General features: G+C 67.5%; 16 protein-coding genes. 11 read left to right on the top strand and 5 right to left on the bottom strand.

The window, feature by feature from the left end; genetic code table 11:
- Positions 1 to 9 precede the first annotated feature (9 nt).
- Genes SH584_RS04700 through SH584_RS04690 form a run of 3 tightly spaced genes read left to right on the top strand, consistent with a single transcriptional unit; the run spans position 10 to position 3596 of the window.
- Positions 10 to 2067 (top strand): 3-hydroxyacyl-CoA dehydrogenase NAD-binding domain-containing protein, encoded by a 2058-nt coding sequence (locus SH584_RS04700; protein WP_324808943.1) that lies wholly within the window; start codon positions 10 to 12, stop codon positions 2065 to 2067.
- 16 nt (positions 2068 to 2083) lie between these two features.
- A complete protein-coding gene (locus SH584_RS04695; protein ID WP_324808941.1) occupies positions 2084 to 2998 on the top strand; it encodes a hypothetical protein in 915 nt (304 codons plus the stop codon).
- A 40-nt stretch (positions 2999 to 3038) separates the two neighbouring features.
- On the top strand, positions 3039 to 3596 hold the full coding sequence (locus SH584_RS04690) for a cytochrome b (protein ID WP_324808939.1): 558 nt from the start codon (positions 3039 to 3041) through the stop codon (positions 3594 to 3596).
- Here the strand turns inward: SH584_RS04690 and SH584_RS04685 are convergent.
- Positions 3593 to 4789, bottom strand: a complete 1197-nt coding sequence (locus SH584_RS04685) for an MFS transporter (RefSeq protein WP_324808937.1) — start codon at positions 4787 to 4789, stop codon at positions 3593 to 3595. The genes SH584_RS04690 and SH584_RS04685 overlap by 4 nt on opposite strands.
- 55 nt (positions 4790 to 4844) lie before the next feature.
- Between SH584_RS04685 and SH584_RS04680 the strand changes: the two genes are divergently transcribed.
- A complete protein-coding gene (locus SH584_RS04680; protein WP_322842648.1) occupies positions 4845 to 5258 on the top strand; it encodes a MarR family winged helix-turn-helix transcriptional regulator in 414 nt (137 codons plus the stop codon).
- Here SH584_RS04680 and SH584_RS04675 read toward each other — a convergent pair.
- Together SH584_RS04675 and SH584_RS04665 are read right to left on the bottom strand one after the other, a co-directional pair.
- Positions 5255 to 5494, bottom strand: coding sequence for a plasmid stabilization protein (locus SH584_RS04675; protein ID WP_324809474.1), 240 nt, complete (start codon positions 5492 to 5494; stop codon positions 5255 to 5257). The genes SH584_RS04680 and SH584_RS04675 overlap by 4 nt on opposite strands.
- Before the next feature lie 138 nt (positions 5495 to 5632).
- Positions 5633 to 6430: an outer membrane protein gene (locus tag SH584_RS04665; protein ID WP_416385153.1), complete on the bottom strand. Its 798-nt coding sequence runs from the start codon at positions 6428 to 6430 to the stop codon at positions 5633 to 5635.
- A 253-nt stretch (positions 6431 to 6683) separates the two neighbouring features.
- On the opposite strand from SH584_RS04665, the gene typA reads away from it, so the two are divergent.
- Positions 6684 to 8522, top strand: a complete 1839-nt coding sequence (typA, locus tag SH584_RS04660; protein ID WP_322842651.1) for a translational GTPase TypA — start codon at positions 6684 to 6686, stop codon at positions 8520 to 8522.
- Between the two features lie 132 nt (positions 8523 to 8654).
- Positions 8655 to 9566, top strand: coding sequence for a hypothetical protein (locus SH584_RS04655; protein WP_324808934.1), 912 nt, complete (start codon positions 8655 to 8657; stop codon positions 9564 to 9566).
- A 55-nt stretch (positions 9567 to 9621) separates the two neighbouring features.
- Here the strand turns inward: SH584_RS04655 and SH584_RS04650 are convergent, their stop codons facing one another.
- The gene (locus SH584_RS04650; protein WP_324808932.1) at positions 9622 to 10497 is read right to left on the bottom strand and encodes an alpha/beta fold hydrolase; all 876 of its coding nucleotides are present in this window, start codon (positions 10495 to 10497) and stop codon (positions 9622 to 9624) included.
- A gap of 110 nt (positions 10498 to 10607) precedes the next feature.
- Here SH584_RS04650 and radA point away from each other — a divergent pair, with 110 nt between their 5' ends.
- From radA to SH584_RS04625, 5 genes are read left to right on the top strand one after another with little or no spacing between them, the layout of a single operon-like run.
- Positions 10608 to 11975 carry a DNA repair protein RadA gene (radA, locus tag SH584_RS04645; RefSeq protein WP_324808930.1) on the top strand — a complete coding sequence of 456 codons (1368 nt, stop codon included), beginning with the start codon at positions 10608 to 10610 and terminating at the stop codon, positions 11973 to 11975.
- Between the two features lie 49 nt (positions 11976 to 12024).
- Positions 12025 to 12534, top strand: coding sequence for a CvpA family protein (locus SH584_RS04640; protein ID WP_324808928.1), 510 nt, complete (start codon positions 12025 to 12027; stop codon positions 12532 to 12534).
- Positions 12531 to 13838, top strand: a complete 1308-nt coding sequence (cysS, locus tag SH584_RS04635) for a cysteine--tRNA ligase (RefSeq protein WP_324808926.1) — start codon at positions 12531 to 12533, stop codon at positions 13836 to 13838. The genes SH584_RS04640 and cysS overlap by 4 nt, the downstream gene beginning before the upstream one ends.
- Complete coding sequence (locus tag SH584_RS04630; RefSeq protein ID WP_324808924.1) at positions 13835 to 14251, top strand: iron-sulfur cluster assembly scaffold protein; 417 nt, start codon at positions 13835 to 13837, stop codon at positions 14249 to 14251. Before cysS ends, SH584_RS04630 begins: the two co-directional genes overlap by 4 nt.
- A complete protein-coding gene (locus tag SH584_RS04625) occupies positions 14248 to 16035 on the top strand; it encodes a monovalent cation:proton antiporter-2 (CPA2) family protein (RefSeq protein WP_324808922.1) in 1788 nt (595 codons plus the stop codon). The genes SH584_RS04630 and SH584_RS04625 overlap by 4 nt, the downstream gene beginning before the upstream one ends.
- Here SH584_RS04625 and SH584_RS04620 read toward each other — a convergent pair.
- Positions 16032 to 16589: a shikimate kinase gene (locus tag SH584_RS04620; RefSeq protein WP_324808921.1), complete on the bottom strand. Its 558-nt coding sequence runs from the start codon at positions 16587 to 16589 to the stop codon at positions 16032 to 16034. The two genes, SH584_RS04625 and SH584_RS04620, sit on opposite strands and share 4 nt — an antisense overlap.
- Positions 16590 to 16611: the final 22 nt, after the last annotated feature.

The raw sequence follows: 16611 nt of genomic DNA, 5'->3' as shown, positions 1-16611 counted from the left end.
GAGACTTCCATGACCGACAGCCCGATTTCGACCGCCAAGCATCACGACGTCCTCGTGGTCACTTCGAACAACCCGCCGGTCAACGCGCTCGGCGCGGCGGTTCGGCAGGGCCTGACCGCGGCGATCGAGCAGGCCGAAGCCGACGACAGCATCAAGGCGGTCGTCATCCGCTGCGAAGGGCAGACCTTCTTCGCCGGTGCCGACATCACCGAATTCGGCAAGCCGCCAGTGATGCCGTGGCTACCGCAGGTGGTCGACACGATCGAGAATTGCTCGAAGCCGGTCGTCGCGGCGATTCACGGCACCGCGCTCGGCGGCGGGCTCGAGATCGCGCTCGGCTGCCACTACCGCGTCGCGGTTCCCTCGGCGAAGCTTGGCGTGCCCGAGGTCAAGCTTGGCCTCCTTCCGGGTGCGGGCGGGACGCAGCGCCTGCCGCGCGTCGCGGGCGTTCCCAAGGCGCTGGAGATGGTCACCGGCGGCGGCATGATCGGCGCGAAGGAAGCCGCCGACCTGGGCCTTGTCGACCGGCTGATCGAAGGCGATCTGCTCCAGCACGCGGTCGCCTATGCCGAGGAGGTCAAGGACATACGCCCGCTGCCCAAGTCGTCGGAACGGCAGGACAAGGTCACCGGCGTCGACCCGTCGGTCTTCGCCGATTTCCGCAAGGTCAATGCGCGCAAGTTCCGCGGGTTCGAAGCGCCCGAGGCGAACATCAAGGCGGTCGAGGCCGCGGTCGCCAAGCCCTACGCCGAAGGCGTGCTCGACGAGCGCAACCTGTTCATGGGCCTGATGAGCGGCGGCCAAAGCCGCGCGCAGCAATATTTCTTCTTCGCCGAGCGCAAGGCGTCGAAGATCGACGGCATCCCCGACGACACCCGCCCCCGCGACATCAAGCGCGTCGGCGTGATCGGCGCCGGCACGATGGGCGGCGGCATTTCGATGAACTTCCTGTCGGCGAGCATTCCGGTGACGATCGTCGAGATGGCGCAGGACGCGCTCGACCGCGGCACCGGCGTAATGCGCAAGAATTACGAGGCGACCGCCGCCAAGGGCCGCATGACCGCCGAACAGGTCGAACAGGCGATGGGCGCGCTCAACCCCACGCTCGATTTCAACGCGCTCGCCGATTGCGACCTGATCATCGAAGCCGTGTTCGAGCAGATGGACGTGAAGAAGGAAATCTTCGGCCGGCTCGACAAGATCGCCAAGCCGGGCGCGATCCTCGCGTCGAACACCAGCTACCTCAACGTCGACGAAATCGCGGCCAGCACCTCGCGCCCGCAGGACGTCGTCGGCCTCCACTTCTTCTCGCCCGCCAACGTGATGAAGCTGCTGGAAGTCGTGCGCGGCGCCAAGACCGCGCCCGACGTACTCGTCACCGCGATGAGCCTCGCCAAGAAGATCAAGAAGGTCGCGGTCGTCGCGGGCGTGTGCCACGGCTTCATCGGCAACCGCATGCTGATGCCGCGGCAGGTTGAGGCGACCAAGCTGCTGCTCGAAGGCGCGACGCCCGAGCAGATCGACCGCGTCCACGTCGAATTCGGAATGCCGATGGGCCCGTTCCAGATGGCCGACCTTGCCGGGGTCGACATCGGCTGGCACCGCGACCCGACCCGGATCGAGAATATCCGCGACGCGCTCGCCGCCGAGGGCCGCTGGGGGCAGAAGAAGCAGGCCGGCTTCTACGACTATGACGACAAGCGCAAACCGAGCCCGAGCGCGCGCGTCCAGGAAATCATCGACGACTTCCGCGCGAAGGAAGGCGTCGAGAAGCGCGAAATCTCCGACCAGGAAATCGTCGAGCGCACGCTCTACACCATGGTCAACGAGGGCGCGAAGATCCTCGAGGAAGGCATGGCGCAGCGCGCGTCGGACATCGATGTCGTGTGGATCTACGGCTATGGCTGGCCGGTCTATCGCGGCGGCCCGATGCATTGGGCCGACGGCGAAGGCCTCCAGAAGATCGTCGACGGCCTGAAGAACCAGGAAGCGCGGATGGGCAGCGACTTTTCGTTCAGCAAATTGCTGCTCGACAAGGCGGCCGCCGGCGAAAAGTTTACCCGCTAACGGGCAAGGTCAGCGCGTGGCGTCCGCATCCCGTCGTCTCCGCGAAGCCGAACTGGCGCTGATCAATGCGCCATTCGCGGAGGACGGCTGGGCGCGCGCGCTCGATCGGGTGACATGGGCGTGCGGCGGCACCGCGGCGAACCTCGTCGGGATCGGCGGGCCGCTGCACCTCTCACTCAACCTGTTCACCGGTCGCCACGCCGACCGGGCGCAGCTCTATTTCACCGATCCCGCCCTGTGGGGTGCCTGCAACTGGCGCGTCGGCGCGTCGCAGGCGCCGCTGGCGGTCAGCCATGACGAGGATTATCGCCGGTATCGCGATGCGCATGCGCCCGACCTGACCGCCGACTATGACGACGCCGTCGCCGACCTCGACATGCCGCACGGCTGCCAGTCGGTGCTGATGGCCGACCCGACCCAGTTCATCGGCCTCGCGCTGATGCGCGGCCGGGACGAAGGGGCCTGCGACGCGGAATCGGTCGCGACCTTCGCCAGGCTCGCCGAACATGCCCAGCGCTCGGTCCGCGCCCACCTCGCCATCGGCGGCGAACATGCGAAGCTGGTCCTCGGCAATTTCGGCGACAGCCAGTCCGCGGTGATGCTGCTCGACCGCTTCGGCAGCTTTTGCGCGGTCAGCGCGGCGGCGATCGACCTTCTTGATCGCGCACAGATCCTGAAGCGCAGCCACGGACGACCCGTGGCGGTGTTGCGCGCCGACGACGTGCGGCTGCAGGGGATGATCGCCGAGATGCTACGCCTCGACAGCGACCCGGTCGTGCCAAGCGCCTATCGCGAAATCCTGCTCGGCCCGCTCACCCGGCGGCTTCGCCTGTGCCTCCTCCGCTTGCCAGGGCGTCACTCGTCGATGGGGTTCGAGCCGCAACTGGCGCTGGTGGTGCACCGCGGCGGGGACTCGACAAGCGCGGGATAAGAATGCTGAACTGCCGGCCAGAACACAGGGGAGCGCGTCGATGAGCGATTATATGGTCGAGGAAACCACCGGTCGCCGGGCGGCGCGCTACAAGCCGATCGTCGTCGGGCTTCACTGGCTCACCGCCGCGCTGATCGTGTGGCAGGTGTGGCTTGGCTTCACCTTCCATGACCTGCCGCGCGGCACGCCCGAGCGCGACCAACTGTTCACCATGCACAAGACGGTCGGCGTCGTGATCCTGGCGCTCGCACTGATCCGGCTCGCGGTTCGCCTGATGAATCCGCCGCCGCCCTATCCGAGCGAACTTGCAAAGTGGGAGCGGGCGCTGGCGGTATGGACGCACCGGTTGTTCTATTTCCTGATCATCGCACTCCCGCTGACCGGTCTTGCCGCCGTGTCGCGCGGCGGGCCGACCACCAAGCTGATCGGCGGGATCGAATTCCCGACCATCCCGCTGCCGATCGGCGAGATTCACGAGCCGCTGGTGTTCGCGACGCTGGCGCTGCTCGCGCTGCACGTCGCGGGCGCGTTGAAGCACCAGTTCATCGATCGCGGCCCCTCCGCCGACCGGATGTGGCCGTTTCGGTCGACCCGCTAGAGCGAACGGTCGGGCGCCGCGCGGCGTAGCGCGTCGCCCGGGAGCAGCCACAGCATCGCGCCCGCCAGCGCGGCCACCCCGGCGGCGGCGGTGAACGTCGCCGCCGACCCCTCGCGATCCCACAGCAGGCCCGCGCCCAAGCTGGCAAGCAAAGCGGCGATCCCATTGACGAAGTAGAAGGCGCCGAAGCTCGACGCCCGCTCGTCGTCGCGCGCGCTGTCGGCAATCATGCGGGCGAAAATGCCCTGCGTCAGCGCCATGTGCGCGCCCCACAGCAGCACGCCGATCGCGATCGCCCACAAGGCGGTCGCCTGCGCCAGCCACAGGTCGGCGACGACCAGCAGCGCGATCCCGGCGAGCAGCACGTTTTTGGGCTCGACGCGATCGCTCAGCGCCCCTGCCGGATAGGCCAGCGCAAGGAACGAGAGATTGAACACGGTCAACACCAGCGGCGACCATTCGATCGCGAGCCCCGCGTCGATCGCCTTCAGGATCAGGAAGCTCTCCGAAAAGCGCGCCATCCCGAACAGGAAGCCAATCCCGATCAGCCGCCGGACCGGCGCGTCGAGGTTGCGCCAGCCGCGCCACGCCGTCTTGGCGGTCGTGGGGGCGGCGGCGCGACTTTCCTTCAGCATCACCCACGCGAGCAGGAACGACAGCGCCGCCGGGATCGCCGCGATCCAGAAGACGGTGCGGATGTCCCCGGCGAGCCACAGCATCAGGCCCACGGCCGCAATCGGCGCCACCAGCGCGCCGACCGTGTCGAGCGCCTGGCGAAGCCCGAACGCCCGTCCGCGATCCTCGATGGCGGTCTCGTCGGCGATCATCGCATCGCGCGGGGCGCCACGGATGCCCTTGCCGACCCGGTCGACAAACCGAGCGCCGAGCACCGGCCACGCGGTCGTCGCCAGTGGGAACAATGGCTTGGACAAGGCGGCGAGGCCATAGCCGAGCAGGATCCACGGCTTGCGCCGTTGCTGCCGGTCGCTCAGCCGCCCAGACGCCAGCTTGGCCATATTGGCGACGCCTTCCGCCGCCCCGTCGATCGCGCCCATTGCCGCCACCGGAAGGCCCAGCGTGACGGTCAGGAAGGCGGGCAGCAGCGCGTGGTAGATCTCGCTCGACAGGTCCATCAGCAGGCTGACGAAGCCGAGAATCCAGACGGTGCGAGGGAGCGGGGGACGGGCGGCCATCACATTTGCCTATCGCAAATTTGCATCGCGCGAAATATTTGATAGCGTCAACGACATGTGGGGAAATGCATCGGCAACCGGACTGGCCACGCGCTTCGCGCGACTGGTCGAACAATTGGGCGGCGACACCGCCGCAGCAAAAAGCGCGGGGCAGCAGCGCGACCTGCTAGAGGCTATCGCCGCCGAACAGCCCGCGACGCTTGGCCAGGTCGCGGTGCGCGTCAATCGCGGTGCGCCCGCCGTCAGCCGCGCGGTCGATACGCTAGTTCGCGCCGGGCTTGTCGAGCGCCAAGCCGATCCCGACAATCGCCGCCGCCTGGCCTTGCGACTGACCGAACAGGGCGTCGCCGCCGGTCAGCAGGCGCCCAAGTCGGACAGTTCGCTCGAAGGCCGCCTCGCCAAACTGGCCGCGAGCGAGCTTCGCGCGCTGGAACGCGGGATCGAGATCCTCGAGCGGGTCGCCCGCTAGCTGTTCTTCTTCCGACGCGTTTCCCAACCCTTCTTCGCGGCGGCCGATCGGTCGGCGGCGCTTTGGCTGCGACCCGACCCTGATTTCTTGCCGCCGCCATCGATGGCGTTGACCGTCGCCCAAGCCCGGCCCTCGGCTTCCTTCTTGGGCACGCCGCGCTCCTCGTAGCTTTGCTCGATATGCTCGGCGCGGCGCTCCTGCTTGTCAGTGTAGGCGTCCTTGTCTCCGCGCGGCATCGGCATGCTCCCTTGATTTCGTAGCACTAAGAAACGCCTCACCGCCGATGCCGTGCCGCCTCGACGGACGCAAAAAAAAACGGGCGGAGCATCGCTGCTCCGCCCGTCCTTTTGTCGCGACCCTGAGGTCGCCGTCGCTTAGCCGCGCTCGGGAGCGGGCGGGGGCGGCGGCGGCGGCGGGGGCGGCGGCGGCGGCGGGCACACGTCCGTCGCCAGGATCACCGAACCGTCCGGGCACGTCTGCGTGGCAGGCGGCGGCGGGGGCGGCGGCGGGGGCGGCGGGGGCGGCGGAGCCGCTGCGGCGCCGAAGTTGTAGATCAGGCTCGCCAGGATGCTGTGCGATTTGAAGCGCGACTCGACGTCGGTGCCGTCGATGCTGTCCTTGATCTTGCCGGCGTTGAAGAAGCGGTACTTCGCGCCAACGTCGATGTTGTCGCTAAGCGCCGTGCGGACGCCCGCGATCAGCTGATAGGCAAGCTTGCTGTCCTTGGCGGAGAATTCGCCGCCGGCCAGATCGTCGATCTTCATCTTGGTGCGAGCGATGCCCGCGCCACCACCGGCGTAGACGCTGGTGCCGGTGTCGTCGCCCAGGTCGATGAGCAGGTTGCCCATGCCGCTGAGAACGCCGGTACGACCGCTGGCGTCGAAGTTGCCGCCGGGAACGATGCCGCTGACCTGATAGCGGTCATGCTTGGCGCGCTTGTAGCCAAGCTCGAGCTCGGCGCGGATCAGACCGAAGTCGTAGCCGCCGATCAGGTCGACGTCGTAACCCATCTTGTGGTCGACATCGAGGAACTCGGCGCCGTCGACCTTGATCTTCGAATCCTTGGCGACCAGCAGGCCGCCTTCAATGCCCACGTAGGGCTGGCCGTCGCGGGCCATCGCCGGGCTGGCGATCACGGTCGCTGCGACCGCTGCGAGTAACAATTTCTTCATTCTAGATACCCCTGCTCTGGCAATTGCCAGATGGACTAGTGTGGACCGGGACGCGCTTCATAAAAATGACGCTGCAGGTGAAAACACCGGCAGCAAGCGGTCCGTATTTGCCTCTCCCAAGGTCTGTTATGATTGCGCGATCCGGTTTTTCCGGTCTGCGCGTAGCCTGTAACGTGCCAATCCCGATTGGGTTGCCGGATAAAGGCGATTAAGCTACGGGCGGCCCCCTAAGCCCCTTTTCGGAAAATCACAAATGACCTCTCGCAACGTGGCGATCATCGCCCACGTTGATCACGGCAAGACGACGCTCGTGGATCAACTCTTTCGTCAGTCCGGCACCTTCCGCGATAACCAGCGGATCGAGGAGCGGGCGATGGATTCGAACGACCTCGAGAAAGAGCGCGGCATCACCATCCTTGCCAAGTGCACCTCGGTCGAATGGGCCGACCCCAGCGGAACGAACACGCACATCAACATCGTCGACACGCCCGGCCACGCCGATTTCGGCGGAGAGGTGGAGCGCATCCTGTCGATGGTCGACGGGGTCATCCTGCTGGTCGACGCCGCCGAAGGCCCGATGCCGCAGACGAAGTTCGTCACCGGCAAGGCACTCGGCCTCGGGCTGAAGCCAATCGTGGTGGTCAACAAGATCGACCGCCCCGACGCGCGCGCCGCCGAAGTCCTCGACGAGGTGTTCGAACTGTTCCTCACGCTCGAAGCCAATGACGAGCAGCTCGACTTCCCGGTGCTCTACGCGTCGGGCCGCAACGGCTATGCCGGTCGCAGCGACGACGTCCGCGAGGGCGATCTGACCCCGCTGTTCGAAACGCTGGTCCAGCATGTCCCGGCGCCGTCGGCCGACCCTGAAGGCGACTTCAAGTTCCTGGTCACGCTGCTCGACCGCGACAACTTCCTCGGCCGCATCCTGACCGGCCTGGTCCAGTCCGGCACCGTTCGCACCAACATGCCGATCCATGCGCTCAGCCCCGACGGCAAGGTCGTGGAGACCGGCCGCGCGTCGAAGATCATGGCGTTCCGCGGGCTTGAGCGCGTTCCGGTCGACGAGGCCAAGGCGGGCGACATCATCTCGATCGCCGGCATGACCACCGCGACCGTCGCCGACACCATCGCCGACCCCGTCGTGACCGAGCCGCTGCACGCGCAGCCGATCGATCCGCCGACGCTGTCGATGCGCTTTGCCGTCAACGATTCGCCGATGGCGGGCCGCGAGGGAAGCAAGGTCACCAGCCGCATGATCCGCGACCGCCTGTTCCGCGAAGCCGAAAGCAACGTCGCGATCAAGGTGACCGAAGCGGCCGACAAGGACAGCTACGAAGTCGCCGGCCGCGGCGAGCTTCAGCTGGGCGTGCTGATCGAAACGATGCGCCGCGAAGGCTTCGAGCTTGGCATCAGCCGCCCGCGCGTGCTGTTCCGCGAGGACGACGCCGGCAAGAAGACCGAGCCGTACGAGACCGTCGTGATCGACGTCGACGACGAATATTCGGGCACCGTCGTCGAGAAGATGAACCTGCGCAAAGCCGAGATGACCGACATGCGTCCGTCGGGCGGCGGCAAGACCCGCATCACCTTCTCCGCCCCGTCGCGCGGACTGATCGGCTATCACGGCGAATTCCTGTCCGACACGCGCGGCACCGGGATCATGAATCGGCTGTTCGAAAAGTACGGCCCGCACAAGGGCAACATCGAAGGCCGCAAGAACGGCGTGCTCATTTCCAACGGTGCCGGCCAGGCGAACAGCTATGCGCTCGGCCCGCTCGAGGAGCGCGGCATCCTGTTCGTGGGCCACGGCGAGAACCTCTACGAGGGCATGATCGTCGGTGAGAATGCCAAGACGGATGACCTCGAGGTCAATCCGATGAAGGCCAAACAGCTCACCAACTTCCGCGCCAGCGGCGGCAAGGACGACGCTATCCGGCTAACCCCGCCGAAGAAGATGACGCTGGAACAGGCGATCGCCTACATCGACGACGACGAAATGGTCGAAGTCACGCCGGCGTCGATCCGCCTGCGCAAGCGCCACCTCGACCCGCACGAGCGCAAGCGCGCCTCGCGCCAGAAGCAGGCGGCGTAACGATAAAGATTTGGGCGGCGGTTTCGACTGCCGCCCATTTCATTTGATCTATATCTTTTTCGTGCCCTGCGGCGCTCCTTGATCTGAATTATTGATCTTCCCTTTCCTAAGGTCCGGGCAGGGGAGGACGCGATGTCGGTATCGAGCGTGATGCGGGTAGCGACGCTGGTGGGCGCCGCGCTGATGACGGGCTGTGGCGGCGGTGGCGGCGGTTCGGGATCGAGCCCCCCGCCAATCGTCGCCGGTCCATCCCAGCCGGCTCCACCAACACCGACGCCGACACCGAGCGCGACGCTTCCGCCGGCGCCCTTCAAGCTTACGGCGAGCCGGGCGTTCGACACGATCGGATGGACCTACGCCGCGGGATCGCGCGAACCGATCGAATTGGTGGGGCAGGCGCAGGTCGAATGGGCGGCCGACCTCGGAACCTATCGAATGACGCTTCCCGACATTGGCGCGGGCACGCTCGCCTACCGCTATCCCAATACGGGCAATCGCCTATCGTTCAGCCTGAGATCGTCAGGCGGGGCGGATCTTGCCGACGTGACGCTTCAGGACGGCTTTGCCGACCCGCCGTACATTGCCAGCGGCTCGTTCGGCTGGTCCGCCGGGACGGGAGCATCGCTGTTGTCGGGCGAATCGATTTTCGGGATCGCCACGCCGCAGGGATCGGTCCCGAGCAGCGGGACCGTCACCTACATCTCGCAGGGCGGCGAAGTGCTGATCATCGTCAATCGCACCAGCGGAACCATTGTCAGCGGCTATGTCCGGATCGCCTGGTCGGATGCGTGGGGCCCCTACACGCCGATCCAATACCCGCTGACCGCGATCACCTATGTCCCCGGCGCGACGAGCTTCTCGGCTCGCTTTGCGATTCCGGGCGCACCGGGTGAGGGCGTCCTTCGCGGCCGCTTTTTCGGACCCAATGCCGAGGAAGTCGGCTTTGCGTGGAGCGGCTTCGTCGTCAATCCGTACGAGGCGCGCTGGGAGCGGACGTCGGGGGTCTACAACGGCCGCCTGTGCCCGGACTGCTTCCCGAGTTGAAAGGAAAAGCCCGCCCGGCGACTGGAACGTCGCCGGGCGGGCAATCGATTGCCGCTTAGTATGCGGTCTGGTTCAGCGGGATCGCGCTGCGCTCGTCGCCGGCGGTGCTGCCACCGAGGAAGGCGAGCAGGTCGTCGATCAGGCGCTGCTTGTCGGTCGCGAACAGGCCGTGTGCGCTGCCGTCATATTCGATCAGCTGCGCATTCGGGACTTCCTTGGCAACGACGCGGCCGGTGGCGTCGATCGGCACCGTCTTGTCGGCGGTACCATGGATGACCAGCGTCGGGACGGTGAAGCTCTTCAGGTCGGGCCGGAAGTCGGTCGTCGCGAAGGCCTGCGCCGCCGCCAGCGTCGGGCGAAGCCCCGCCATCATCGTCTGGCGCCAGCTGTTCATCAGCACTTCGTCACTGACCGGCTGCGACACCAGGCCGACGCCGTAGAAGTCCTTGAAGAAGCCGGTGAAGAAATGCTCGCGGTCCTTCTTCATGCCCGCGGTCATCTGGTCGAACGTCGCCTGCGGGACGCCGTTGGGATTGTCGTCGGTCTGGGGCATGTAGGGCACGACCGAACCGATCAGCACGGCCTTCGACACGCGGTCGGCGCCCTGCTTGGTCAGGAAACGCGCGACTTCGCCGCCACCCATCGAGAAGCCGACCAGCGCGACCGGCTGGTTGATCCCGGCATCTTCCAGGATCGCCGCGACGTCGTCGGCGTAGGTGTCATAGTCATGACCGTCCCACGGCTGGTCCGACCGACCGAAGCCACGACGGTCGGGAATGATGCAGCGCTTGCCGGCCTCGACCAGCGCGACCGCGGCGTCGTCGAACGTGTCGCCGGTCAGCGGCCAGCCGTGGAGAAGCACGACGGGATCGCCCTTGCCCCAGTCCTTGTAATAAAGCTGGGTGCCGTCTTTTGCCTTTGCATAGGGCATGGGGGTAGTCCTTAAGTCAGGGGGTTGAACCTGCTTAACCATCGGCGCTCGCCGACGTTGCGTCGGATAGCCGGCTTTCCTGATGCGCATGCGCCGGATAGAGCGTGGCGATGGCCAAGCTGAAGACCCGTTACACGTGCCAGGCCTGCGGGTCGGAGCATTCGCGTTGGCAGGGGCAATGCCCCGACTGTTCCGAATGGAACACGATGGTACAGGAGGCCGCACAGTCGACCGTCTTCGCCGCGCGCCACGACTTGCAGGGTGGTGGCCGCGCGATTCAACTGGTCGGGCTGGATGCCGAAGTGGCGCTTCCGGCACGGATGCACAGCGGCATCGCCGAATTCGACCGCGCCGTCGGCGGCGGGCTGGTCCCAGGATCGGCGACGCTGATCGGCGGCGATCCCGGCATCGGCAAGTCGACGTTGCTGCTGCAGGTCGCGGCGGCGCTGGCGAGCGCGGGAAAGCCGGTGATCTACGTGTCGGGCGAGGAAGCGGCCGACCAGGTCCGCCTTCGCGCGATCCGCCTCGGGCTCGGCAACGCGCCGGTGCGGCTCGCGGCGGCGACGTCGGTGCGCGATATCCTGACCACGGTCGGGTCGGGCGAGCCGCCCGCGCTGCTGGTGATCGATTCGATCCAGACGATGCACAGCGACCTTATTGAAGGCGCGCCGGGCACGGTCAGCCAAGTGCGAGCATCGGCTCAAGAGCTGGTTCGTTTTGCCAAGGAACGTGGAACCGCACTGGTTCTAGTGGGGCACGTCACCAAGGACGGCACCATCGCCGGGCCGCGCGTGCTCGAACATATGGTCGATACCGTGCTCGGCTTCGAGGGCGAGCGCAGCCACCAGTACCGAATCCTCCGCGCCGCCAAGAACCGCTTCGGCGGCACCGACGAGATCGGCGTGTTTGCGATGGACGGCGCCGGGCTCATCGAAGTCCCCAACCCCAGCGCACTGTTCCTGACCCAGCGCGGCGAACCCGTCAGCGGCACCGCCGTGTTCCCCGCGCTCGAAGGCACGCGCCCGGTGCTCGTCGAAATCCAGGCGCTGGTGGTGCGGCTGGCGAGCGGCGCCACCCCGCGTCGATCGGCGGTCGGCTGGGACTCGGGGCGCCTCGCAATGGTGCTGGCGGTGCTCGAGGCGCGCTGCGGCCTGTCGTTCGCGACCTCGGAAGTCTATCTCAACATCGCCGGCGGCTACCGCCTCAGCGACCCCGCCGCCGACCTGGCCGTCGCCGCCGCGCTGATCTCGGCGCTGAGCGAACGCCCGGTCGCGCAGGACGCGGTGGTGATGGGCGAAATCGCGCTGTCGGCAGAGGTCCGCCCCGTCGCCCACGCCGCGCTTCGCCTTAAGGAAGCCGCCAAGCTCGGCTTCTCGCGCGGCTGGGTTCCGTCGGGCGCCGAAGGCCCGTCGGGCATCGCGCTGACCCGCTTCGCCAAGCTCGGCGAACTGGTCGAACAGATACTGGGCCGCGACTGAGGCGCAGGCGATGATTGCGCGCACGGCACGACCTCGCTAGCCCGCGATCATGACTGCGCTCGATGTCTTCGTCCTCATCCTCCTCGGCGGCGCCGCGCTGATCGGCTTCGTCCGCGGCTTCACGCATGAAGTGCTCGCGCTCGGCGCGTGGATCGCGGGGATCGTCGCGCTCAAGCTGTTCCACACCCCGCTGGCCGAGCGGCTGGTCGACCAGGTTGGGACCCAGGCGGGAGCGTCGGCGCTCGCGTTCGCTTTGCTGTTCCTGCCCGCCTACGTTGCGGTGCGCATGTTCGCCAAGGCGGTCGGCGGCCGCGCGCGCCGCTCGATCCTCGGCCCGGCCGACCGGCTGCTCGGTGGCGGCTTCGGGATGCTCAAGGGGCTAATCGGCGCGACCCTGTTCTTCCTGCTCGCCAACCTCGCCACTGACATGGTCTATGGCGGCAATGCCGAGCGGCCCGAGTGGATGACCGACAGCCGCACCTATCCCTTGCTCAACGCCACCGGCCGCGCGATCGTCGACTGGGTCGAAACGCGCCAGCATCCGGGGGTCAATCTGTGATCCGTCTGTACGACACGATGGCGCGGGAGAAGCGCGAGTTCGTCCCCGCCGATCCCAGCCGCATCACCATGTATGTCTGCGGTCCGACCGTTTACGGCCGCGCGCACATCGGCAACGCCCGCCCCGCGGTGGTGTTCGACACGCTCGCCCGGCTGATCCGCCACACTCATGGTGCCGACAGTCTGGTCTATGCGCGCAACGTCACCGACGTCGATGACAAGATCATCGACGCCGCGCGCGCCGAGGGCGTCGATCCCGAGGTCGTCACCCGGCGCTACGAGCAATATTATCTCGACGACATGGGCGCGCTCGGCGTCGCCCCGCCGACGATCGCGCCGCACGCCACGCAGGAGATTCCGGCAATGGTGGCAATGATCGGCGAACTGATCGACAAGGGTCACGCCTACGCCGCCGAAGGGCATGTGCTGTTCGCGGTGGCCTCCGACCCCGACTATGGCGCGCTCAGCCGCCGCGACCGCGACGCGATGATCGCGGGCGCGCGCGTCGAGGTCGCCCCCTACAAGCGCGATCCCGCCGACTTCGTGCTGTGGAAGCCGAGCGACGAAGGCGTCATCGGCTGGGACAGCCCGTGGGGTCGCGGTCGTCCGGGCTGGCACATCGAATGCTCGGCGATGATCCGCGCGCATCTGGGCGAGACGATCGACGTCCACGGCGGCGGGCTCGACCTGATCTTCCCGCACCACGAGAATGAGATTGCCCAAAGCCGCTGCGCCCACGGCGGCGCCCCGCTGGCGCGGCACTGGGTCCATAACGGCTTCGTCGACATGGGCGCGGAGAAGATGTCGAAGAGCCTCGGCAACGTCGTTACCGTCGATCGCCTGCTCGCCGACGGTCATCGCGGTGAAGTCCTGCGGCTGGCCCTGCTGAGCGCGCATTATCGCAGTCCGTTGCCGTGGACGGCGAGCCTGCTGGCGCAGTCCAAGGCGACGCTCGACCGGCTGTATCGTGTCGGGGGCGATGCCGTCGCAGGCTCGGTCGATGCCGGCGTGGTCGAAGCGCTTGAAGATGACCTCAACACGCCGCTCGCCATGTCGCGCCTCAGTGCGATCGACGACCCCGCCACCCTGCGCGCCTCTGCGGCGCTGCTCGGCCTAATGACGATGAGCGCCGAAGCCTGGTTTCGTGGCGATGGCGACGCGGACATCGATCGACAAGTCATCGCTCGCACCGAAGCCAAGGCCAATCGCGATTTCGCGACCGCCGACCGCATCCGCGCCGAACTGAAGGCCGAGGGAATCCTGCTTGAGGACGGTCCCGCCGGCACGACGTGGCGGCGGGCGTGAGCGCGCCGCTTTACACGCGGGAGATTCTCCGCCTCGCCGCGACGATCCCCGGCGTGGTGCGCTTCGAGGAACTGGCCGACGTGCCGGACACCCGCTCGACCACCTGTGGGTCGCGGATGCGGGTGGCGGTCGCGCTCGATGATGATGGGCGAGTGAGTTCGGTGACCCAAGCGGTCGAGGCATGCGCCTTCGGACAGGCCGCCGCGAACCTGATGGCGGCCAACGCCACCGGCAGTGCCGCCGCCGACATCGCCGCCGCGCTGCCCGCGATCGAGGCATGGCTCGACGGGGCCGACGGCGAGCCCTGGCCCGGCCTGATGACGCTCGATCCCGCGCGTAGCCGGCGTGGGCGGCGCGGAGCGATCCTGCTGCCCTTCCGGGCGCTGCTGTCCGCGATCGAGGCTTCGCGATGACCGCCGCCGAACAGACCGCCCACGCCACCAGCGCGATGCTGGAGGTCGGCGCGGTGATGCTCGGCGCGGCGCTGATCTTCGTCATTCTGTTCCGCAAGTTCGGCCTCGGCGCCACGCTCGGCTACATCGTCGCCGGCGCGCTGATCGGGCCGCAGATGCTTAAGCTGGTCGACGATCCCGAGCGGATGGCGAGCCTGTCCGAAATCGGCATCGCGCTGCTGCTGTTCGTGGTCGGGCTGGAGCTCCAGCCGAGCCGATTGTGGCGATTGCGCAAGGACATTTTCGGGCTTGGTCTGGCGCAGGTCGTGCTGTGCGGGCTGGCGCTGAGCCTGTTCATCCATTTCGCGCTTGACGTGTCGGCCGCGGCCAGCCTCGCCATCGGCCTGCCGCTCGCGCTCTCGTCGACCGCGCAGGTGCTGCCGATGCTTCGCTCCGACGGCGACCTCAACACGCCGCAGGGCGAGCGGACCTTCTCGATCCTGCTGTTCCAGGATCTGTCGATTGTCCCGCTGATCACGATCGTCGCCGCACTGTCGCGTGCGCCGCCCGATCCCGAAGCGCCCAGCGGGGCGATGCTGGCGCTGATCACCGTCGGCGCGGTCGTCGCATTGGTGCTCGCGGGACGGTGGGTGCTCAACCCGATGTTCCGCCTGATCGGCCGGCTCGGCGAGCGCGAACTGTTCGTGGTCGCGGGGCTGTTCACCGTCGTCGGTGCCTCGGCGTTCATGCATTCGCTCGGCCTGTCGGTCGCGCTCGGCGCGTTCATCGCCGGCGTGATGCTCGCCGAATCTCCTTACCGGCACGAGCTGGAGAGCGACGTAGAACCGTTCCGTTCGATCTTCCTCGGCCTGTTCTTCGTTGCGGTCGGCATGATGCTCGACCTCGGCACGATCATGCGCCAACCGCTGACCGTCGTCGGGCTGGCGCTGGCGGTGATCGCGATCAAGGCGGGGATCATTGCCGGGCTTGCCCGCGCCTTCGGCAACAGCTGGCCGCGCAGCGTCCGGCTCGGCCTGCTGATCAGCCAGGCGGGTGAATTCGGCTTCGTCCTGTTCGCGCAGGCGACCGCGGCGCAGCTGATCCTGCCGCAGGCCGCGTCGCTGTTCGGGGCGGTGGTGACGCTGTCGATGGCCGCGACGCCGTTCCTGATGAAGCTGACCGACTGGCTTGAACGGCGCGAGGAGCGCGGCGGTGAAGGCTTCGACGGACCCGACCAGTCGCCCGAGACAAGCGCGATCGTTGTCGGCTATGGCCGCTTCGGGCAGACCGTCGCGCAAATGCTGATGGCCAAGTCGATCGGGGTCACGCTGATCGACAAGGAAGTCGAGCTGATCGAGACCGCGGGCGACTTCGGCACCAAGGTCTATTTCGGCGACGGCCTTCGCATCGACCTGCTCAGGACCGCGGGGGCGGAGACGGCGCGGCTGATCGTCTTCTGCAACGACAATCACGACGGCGAACTGACGCCCGAGGCGATGGGCCGCGTGCTCGACGCCTTTCCACAGGCGTCGGTGCTGGTCCGCGCCTACGACCGGCGGCACCTGCTGTCGCTGCGCAGCCTCGACCTCGCCTTCGCCCAGCGCGAGATGTTCGAAAGCGCGGTGAAGATGGGCAAGGCGGCGCTCGGCGCGGTCGGGTTCGACGGGCAGGAAATCGAACGCGTCGAAAGCGAATATCGCCTGCGCGATTGCGAGCGGATGGAGCGGCAGGGTGAAACCGGCGACCTCAAGGCGGGGATCGACCGCTCCTTCAGCGCGACCAACGCGCTGCCCGACGAGGCCTAGCGCCGCGCCTCCAGATAGTCGGCCAGCGCGCCGACGATCACCTCGACCACCTGCGCATGGCTGCCAAGGTCGCTCGGCACGTGGATCGCCGCTTCGGCGTAGAGCGGGGAGCGCTGCTCGGCGAGGCTCGCAAGCACTTCCTCGCGATCGCCGCCGCGAAGCAGCGGCCGGGTGTCGCGTCGACCGGTCCGCTCGGCAAGCACCGCGACCGGCGCGTCGAGCCATACGGTGATCGTCTTTTCGGTCAGCATCGCGCGGGTCTCTGCATCGGCGAAGGCGCCGCCGCCCGTGGCGATGACGCGCGGACCTTCCGCCGCCAGCCGCGCCACGATGCGCCGCTCGCCGTCGCGGAAGGCCGGCTCGCCGTGGCGTTCGAACAGGTCGGCCGCGCTGACCCCCGCGGCTTCCCCGATCGCGGTGTCGCTGTCAACGAAGCGAAGCTTGAGCCGCCGCGCAAGCCGCCGGCCGACGGTCGACTTGCCGACCCCCATCAGGCCGACGAGCACGATCGGGCGATCGAGGGTGGGAAGGGGCGGTCGGAAAGAATATGGCACGACGCTTGGGGCTATACAGACG

It is taken from the genome of Sphingomonas sp. LY29, assembly GCF_035593985.1.
In the GTDB taxonomy this organism is placed as follows: domain Bacteria; phylum Pseudomonadota; class Alphaproteobacteria; order Sphingomonadales; family Sphingomonadaceae; genus Sphingomicrobium.
The sequence above is the reverse complement of the archived record's forward strand: the minus strand, read 5'-3'. Positions and strand labels throughout refer to the sequence as shown.